This is a genomic window from Endozoicomonas sp. SESOKO3 (assembly GCF_024606255.1).
In genome coordinates, this window is record NZ_JAHHPR010000142.1 from 1 (window position 1) to 3507 (window position 3507).

Here is a 3507-nt window from a genome sequence, read left to right on the forward strand (position 1 = left end):
CGAAGAGTTCAAACAGGAGATGCGTCCAAAAGGCCCGTTGCTGGTCATCAGTGGCCTGATTCTGGTCGAACGTTCCAGCCAAAAGTCAATTGTCATTGGTGACAAGGGTTCCAGACTTCGCCAGATTGGTCAGGAAGCCCGAATTGATATGGAAAAAATGTTCGACAGCAAGGTTATGTTGAATCTCTGGGTTAAGGTCAAGGGAGGCTGGTCTGACGATGACAGGGCCCTAAAAAGTCTGGGCTACGACTTTGATTGATGAATGAACTGAGCGCAGCCTGGATGCTTCACAGCAGGCCCTATAAAGAACGTTCTGTTATTGCTGAGTTTCTGGTGAAAGATCATGGCCGTATCGCAATGGTTATCAGGGGTGTTCGCCAGACAAAATCCCGCTCCCGGGCTGTTCAGCCTTTTACACGGCTCTTCGTCAGCTGGCGGGGGCGATCAGAATTGAAAACCCTCAGCAGCTTTGAAACTGCTGATGCCCTTCATCTGAAGGGACAGTCGCTCTACTGTGGTTTTTATATGAATGAGCTCTTGATGCGTTCATTGCTCCCAGGCCAGCCTCTGGATGGGCTATTTGAGTTGTATAGCGTTGTATTGGAGCAACTCACTACGGGCGCTCCGCTGCAACCCTTGTTGAGAGTGTTTGAGATTGAGTTGCTGGAAATGACCGGCTATGCCCCGTCGTTGACTTCTGATGCTGCATCAGGGGCAGATATACAACCTGATCTGCTCTACGAATTCAAAACCGGAGTAGGTTTTTTACCTGTTCTAACGATCAGGGAAAAAGATCGGCCCCGTTATTTTTCCGGAGAGCTGCTAGTGTCTCTGGCAGAGAGACGTTTTGACAACGTTCAGCATTTTCCGGGTTTTAAACGATTAACCCGTTTGGCACTGGCTCCCCTGGTGGGAGAGAAGCCGCTGAAAAGTCGGGAATTTTTCCTTACCAGAGAGAAGTTTGTCTCATGATTCCGCACAACCGCATCCTGCTGGGTGTGAACATTGATCATATAGCAACCATCCGTCAGGCCCGGGGAGGCACCTATCCTGATCCGGTTCAGGCCGTCATAGAGGCTGAGCAGGCGGGAGCTGATGGCATTACTCTGCATTTGCGCGAAGATCGTCGTCACATCCAGGACCGGGATGTGAGGCTGATTCGAAATGTGCTTCAGACGCGTATGAATCTGGAAATGGCTGCTACGGAAGAGATGTTGGCCATTGCTGAAGAGGTTTTGCCTCACGCGGTGTGTCTGGTGCCCGAAAAGCGTGAAGAACTGACCACAGAAGGTGGGTTGGATATTGTTGGGCAGATGTCTTCCATATCTTCAGCCTGCTCTCGAATGGCTAACGCTGGTATAGAAGTTTCACTTTTCATTGATCCGGATCTCAATCAGATTGAAGCTTCTGCTCAAGCGGGTGCTCCGGTTATTGAATTGCATACTGGTGCATACGCTGAGGCAGAAACACCTGAAGTTATGCAGGCAGAGCTGGAAAGGCTAAAAGAGGGCACTGATTTTGCCCTGTCTAAAGGGTTGATAGTGAATGCCGGGCACGGTCTGAACTATCAGAACGTGGAGCCTGTGGCTGCTATCAATGGCATTAATGAGTTGAATATTGGTCATTCTATTATTGGTCGCGCATTCTTTACCGGTTTGAAAACGGCCGTAAAAGACATGAAGACCTTAATGCTGAGAGCTTCTCTTCATAAATGATTGCAGGTATAGGCACGGATATCGCCCGTATCGCACGATTTAAGAAAATCCTTGAGCTGCGGGCAGAAGCCTTTGCTCGCCGTATTCTTACGGATTCTGAGCTGAAAACCTTTAGGTCTCAGCCTCAGCAGGCAGCCTGGCTGGCCAAACGCTTTGCCGCCAAGGAAGCTGCTTCCAAGGCTCTGGGGACCGGGATAGGCAAGGTTTCTTTTCGGCATCTTGAGACATTCAGTGATGAGCAGGGAGCGCCTCATATGCGTTTTTTGGGGCATGCGCTTGAACTTCAAAAAGAGAGGGGGATCAAAGCGATTCATCTGAGCCTCTCTGATGAAACCGAACATGCTCTTGCTTTTGTCGTTCTCGAAAGCTAGCCCTTATTTGTTTTTCTTCACAACAAAATCTGTCTTGACGCCGTAGACCGACATCTCGATATGAATGACCTCCATAAAGTCACTGGCCGAAGTGATAAAATCATGCTTACGGTCAAAAACATGGTTTCCCGAGCTGTGATTAAACTCCAGATCATGACGGCATAATTGATGCCGCCTGGTCTTTCCAGCGTATTCCTGACTTGTTAAATGCGCACTTCAACCAGACTCTTGTATGCGGTCTCTAATCAGGCAGGGCACCCCGCATGATATTGGCCTATTTCCTGAATCCATCGTCCTGGTTCCGGATTGCAGCTTGAATATCCGGATCAGACTTCAGTCTGTCGCTGAGGAATTCATAGATGAAGGCGTCTCGTGAGAGCAATGGCAGGACAAAGTCCTTGTCATTTTTAAGGGACTCAGTGGCAAGGCTAACAAAGTAGTGAGCGTAAGGATTTTCCTCAATGAGTCTCTTTAACAGGGCTTCATCGTTTTTTACCATCGGCCCAGCAAGAGAAAGAGCGGGAGAGTAGTTTCTGATGGCTGACAGAACCACATCAAGGTCATTTTTGAGACGATTGCTGGCATAACTTAATAAATTTCCTTGCTGTTCTACGGCAGATTTAACTATTTCTTTATCATCATTAAATCTGTCAGCGATATAACTGAATATCCTTGGATTTTGCTGAACCAGAAAAAGCACCCTTTCCCTGTCGTGATCTAAGTCAAATTCTTCACGCAAGATTGGAATAAAAACCTCCAGGAAGCCGGTCTCAATGGCCATGTGAGCAAGCAGTTCATTGGTTATTCTTGCAGCAACATTCGGTTGAAGGTGTTTGGTCATAGCGGTAAGGATCTGCCGAAGTTCCGCATCTCTATCAGGAATTCTAGCTCTCATAAGCTGGTAGTAAGCTTTTTCGGCCATTTCAAAGAAGAGTTTGTATTTGCCATCCAGATAATCTAAGAACGTATAATCATAATGAAATTCTTGCGGCATAAACCGTGTTGTAATGGCATCTAATACCAGACAATGTTTGAATATCCAGTTATTGATAGGTTCGTCCAGTCCGTTTTGGGACTTTTTAACCAGGGTTTCAAAATGCCACTTGTTGGTATTTTTACTGCGATTAAATTTGTTGAGTGAAACATCCATGGAGGCCAGTCCTGACAGAATGGTCACCAATTTTACAAAGGCCTCTTGTGATTCTGATGTTGAATCAACTTGAGTGTATTCTATGGTCATTTTCCCTGCACTTTGATTGAAACTTATCGCCATTGGCCGTGAATTTCTATCAATTGATGCACAGCGGAGTGTCTGGACCAAAAACCAGAATCGCTTAAGTTTACCCTGCAAATCTTCGTTTTTATTGTCTTGGGAAAAATTATCAGAGATGTCGAGGCGGAGTGTACGGCCCTTGCCTCCC

General features: G+C 46.8%; 5 protein-coding genes. 4 read left to right on the plus strand and 1 reads right to left on the minus strand.

Translation table 11 applies throughout. The features are described 5' to 3' along the window. The 4 genes from KDK18_RS02500 to acpS form a co-directional block, all read left to right on the plus strand. Positions 1–259 (plus strand): KH domain-containing protein (locus KDK18_RS02500; RefSeq protein ID WP_257252958.1); only part of this gene is annotated, 259 nt, incomplete at its 5' end. Then, positions 259–972 carry a DNA repair protein RecO gene (gene recO / locus KDK18_RS02505; RefSeq protein WP_257252959.1) on the plus strand — a complete coding sequence of 238 codons (714 nt, stop codon included), beginning with the start codon at positions 259–261 and terminating at the stop codon, positions 970–972. The genes KDK18_RS02500 and recO, both read left to right, overlap by 1 nt. Continuing rightward, complete coding sequence (gene pdxJ, locus KDK18_RS02510) at positions 969–1715, plus strand: pyridoxine 5'-phosphate synthase (RefSeq protein WP_257252961.1); 747 nt, start codon at positions 969–971, stop codon at positions 1713–1715. The genes recO and pdxJ overlap by 4 nt, the downstream gene beginning before the upstream one ends. After that, the gene (gene acpS, locus KDK18_RS02515) at positions 1712–2086 is read left to right on the plus strand and encodes a holo-ACP synthase (RefSeq protein WP_257252962.1); all 375 of its coding nucleotides are present in this window, start codon (positions 1712–1714) and stop codon (positions 2084–2086) included. The genes pdxJ and acpS overlap by 4 nt, the downstream gene beginning before the upstream one ends. A 274-nt stretch (positions 2087–2360) precedes the next feature. Here the strand turns inward: acpS and KDK18_RS02520 are convergent. Continuing rightward, the coding region (locus KDK18_RS02520) for a DUF4116 domain-containing protein (RefSeq protein ID WP_257252964.1) at positions 2361–3507 on the minus strand (1147 nt) is incomplete at its 5' end.

Excerpts from the sequence above, each read along its gene's own strand:
- pdxJ (WP_257252961.1), top strand. The coding sequence starts at position 969 with ATGATTCCGCACAACCGCATCCTGCTGGGTGTGAACATTGATCATATA.
- acpS (WP_257252962.1), top strand. The coding sequence starts at position 1,712 with ATGATTGCAGGTATAGGCACGGATATCGCCCGTATCGCACGATTTAAG.
- recO (WP_257252959.1), top strand. The coding sequence starts at position 259 with ATGAATGAACTGAGCGCAGCCTGGATGCTTCACAGCAGGCCCTATAAA.